3 protein-coding genes and 1 pseudogene are annotated in these 3097 nt (G+C 54.3%); all 4 read left to right on the top strand.

All coding sequences use genetic code 11. The features are described 5' to 3' along the window. The coding region (locus tag A3722_RS23150) for a TolC family protein (RefSeq protein WP_082849352.1) at window positions 1-913 on the top strand (913 nt) is incomplete at its 5' end. 36 nt (window positions 914-949) lie between these two features. Continuing rightward, window positions 950-1286 (top strand): annotated as a pseudogene (locus A3722_RS23155) (transposase); the annotation flags it as partial. Between the two features lie 53 nt (window positions 1287-1339). Further along, window positions 1340-1699, top strand: a complete 360-nt coding sequence (locus A3722_RS05010) for a hypothetical protein (protein ID WP_037954968.1) — start codon at window positions 1340-1342, stop codon at window positions 1697-1699. Between the two features lie 199 nt (window positions 1700-1898). Continuing rightward, window positions 1899-3097, top strand: a 1199-nt coding sequence (locus A3722_RS05015) for an efflux RND transporter periplasmic adaptor subunit (protein WP_067915957.1), incomplete at its 3' end; no start/stop codon positions are given.

Below are 3097 nucleotides of genomic sequence, written 5' to 3' on the forward strand. Positions count from 1 at the left end.
AGAAGCAGCCAAGTTTGATGCAGGCACTGTCCGGCTTGCCCTAGTTTCCGGTGTCGTTTCCAACTATATCGACGCCCGGTATTTTCAGGAAGCGTTGGCTTTAACACGACAGAATATCGCGAGTCTCCGGCGGACCCAGTCCTTGATCAGAGCGCAAGTTGAGCAAGGCGCGTTGTCAGAATTAGATCTTGCCCGATCAGCAGGTCAGCTCGACACAGCAATTGCCGACCTCCCTCCGCTTGAATCCGCATTCGAAGCCCGGGTTTTTGCAATCGCGACATTGTTGGCCGAACCAGCTCAGCCGCTGCTTAAACAGATGATTGCAGGCGCACCACAACCTTATCCCCACGGCAAAGGGTCAACAGGCGTCCCTGCTAATCTGCTCCGCAATCGTCCAGATGTATTGGCCGCTGAACGCCGTCTAGCTGCCGCAGTTGCCGGAGTAGGTGTCGCAGAAGCACAGTTGTACCCATCGGTCACTTTATCTGGCTCAGTGACAGCGGCAAACTCGTCAGAATGGTCCTTTGGTCCAGCACTTTCATTCCCCATCCTCAACCAAGGTCCGCTACGCGCTAGGCGAGATGCGGCAATTATTTCTGCCACGACCGCCGAGCTGGAATGGCGTGCACAGGTGTTGGCCGCGGTGGAAGATGTGCAAAAAGCTCAAAGTGAATTTTCACGAAAACAAAGAGAAGTGGCCGCATTGCGCGCTGCTCAACGTTCAAGGGATCGTACTCTTCAGTTGAGCCGCAAAGTTTTTGAATTAGGCGAGCTCAACTTACCAGACCTGTTGGACGCCGAACGATTTGCAAACGCAGCACGCATATCCCTCGCCGCGGCAGTAAGAGATTTGGCCCAATCGTGGTCAGCACTTATGGTGGCGACTGGTCGTGGATGGGGCGACGTAGGCTAAAATTGGCGGCCCACCCAAAACGCTCTACAACCGATGGAACCGCTATACAACCGATGGAAACGATGGAGCGATAAGGGCGTCTTCGCCCGGATGATGGCTGGTCTGGCCGTCGAGCACTGCGAAAAGAAAACTATGATGATCGACGCCACTTACTTGAAGGCTCACCGGACAGCGACCAGCATGGGCGTGAAAAAGGGGGGCGTGGAAGACTGATCGGCCGCACCAAGGGCGGCATGAATACCAAGCTGCACGCATCTGCGACAGCGAAGGCCGACCCCTGAACCTGTTCGTCACGGCGGGTCAGGTCAGCGATTACATCGGCGCACGAGCATTGCTGAGCAGCCTATCGGATGTCGACTGGCTGCTCGGGGACATGCGACAAAAAGCGAATGGACCATTGGTTACGTGTCCTGTAAAGGTCCCATTATGAAGTACTTGTCTGCCATTCGTGTTGCTAAAATTGGGTTGGCCATACTGCTTTCGGCTGCTCTGAATTTCAACATTGCAAAAGCCGATGCCTATGTATTTGAGGCAAGTGAAGCAGTCTTTGAAAAAGTTGTCTTTGCTACCGATATGGTTAATCTTGATTTAACTGCTCAGGATCAAAGATATAGCGAGAATGGTGAGGCATCCCATGGCTTTGGCGATTGCCATATCCACATTATTGGACCGGGGCAGGTGCAGTTGGCATGCGATCAGTCGTCAGCAGACCGATCGCGACATTGGGCTGACGCCTCTGTGGTCCTTGCCACGCTCCAAGGTTTTTACCGTCCTCCGCGAGGCTGATCTGCCCCTATTGCAGAGTGGTATTTTACATATGCCGTGTCGAAACGGGCTTTGTAAAACTCATAAATATCACAGCAGATCAAACCGTTTGAGCCGAACCTGTTTCAGGGCCACTTCATCGGTTTGATCATGGCAGACGAAGTTCCAACAGGTACCCGGACGTGTTTTCGGTGACCTATTCAATCCCTGGAGTACGATTATGAAACCGACAACAATGACCATGGCTGCGCTGACGGTGGGCGTATTAGCCTTGGTCCCGATCACTGGCGCGACTGGAAATGCGGAAACGCCATTGCCAATGACTGCAGCAGCTGCAGTAGCACCGCAAGATGACGATCATGCCGGAGAAGCTGCAGATGCACACGGTGACGACGACCACGCCGATGAAGCCAAAGAAGCGCATGGCGATGACGACCACGCCGGTGAAGCCAAGGATGCGCATGGCGATGATGATCATGCCGGTGAAGCCAAGGATGCGCATGGCGATGATGATCATGCCGGTGAAACTGAGGGCGCACACGGCGATGAAGGCGGTGGCGATGTTGTCAAACTGGCCCTCGAAGTCGCGAAAGAGGCCGGAATCCTGCTAGAGCAAGCTGAGTTGGGAGCTTTGGGCGAGTCCCTCAGCCTGCCAGCAGAAATCCGCTTTGACGCAGACCGCATGGCAAATGTCACGCCCAAGGTGAGCGGAGTCATCGACCGGCTTTTGGTTGGTGAAGGCGATACCGTTGCCTATGGAGATACTCTGGCCCTGATCACAAGCCGCGAACTTGCAGGGTTGAAAGCGAAATGGAAGATTTCTAAAACGAACGAAGCACTTGCGGCACAGTCGTTGGCGCGCCTAGAAGGGCTGTGGGCGCAAAAAATCACATCCGAGGTAAATGTCCAAACAGCCCGCGCAGAACATGAATCGGCCAAGACCGAAAGTGAAGCCGCGGAAACCGAACTGCATGCCGTCGGAATTGACCACGCCGGCCTCGAAAAAATAGCCACTGCTCCAGATGGCAATAATGCCAATGCCTATCTGACTGCACCACTTGCGGGAACAATTGTACGACGTGCGGCGACGCTGGGAGAAACGGTAACAGCCGGGGATTCCAGCGCCAAGGTGCTGTTCACAATTGTCGATGATAGCGTAATTTGGGCCGATATAGCGGTTTACAAACAGGATATCAGCCGCGTTCTCGTTGGCGCGCCGGTTGCTCTGAAATCAGGTGCTGGCGATGTCATTGCTCAGTCAACGGTGGCATTTGTCCTACCCGTAATTGATGAGGTGTCGCGCACGGCGACGGCGCGTGTCATCATCGACAACTCTGATAGGTCCCTGACCCCCGGCCAATTTGTGATTGCAGATCTCAGCGTCGGCAATACCTCGGAGGTTTTGCGTGTGCCACAATC

Source organism: Sulfitobacter sp. HI0027 (genome assembly GCF_001634775.1).
Classification (GTDB): domain Bacteria; phylum Pseudomonadota; class Alphaproteobacteria; order Rhodobacterales; family Rhodobacteraceae; genus Sulfitobacter.

Excerpts from the sequence above, each read along its gene's own strand:
- A3722_RS05010 (WP_037954968.1), top strand. The coding sequence starts at position 1,340 with ATGAAGTACTTGTCTGCCATTCGTGTTGCTAAAATTGGGTTGGCCATA.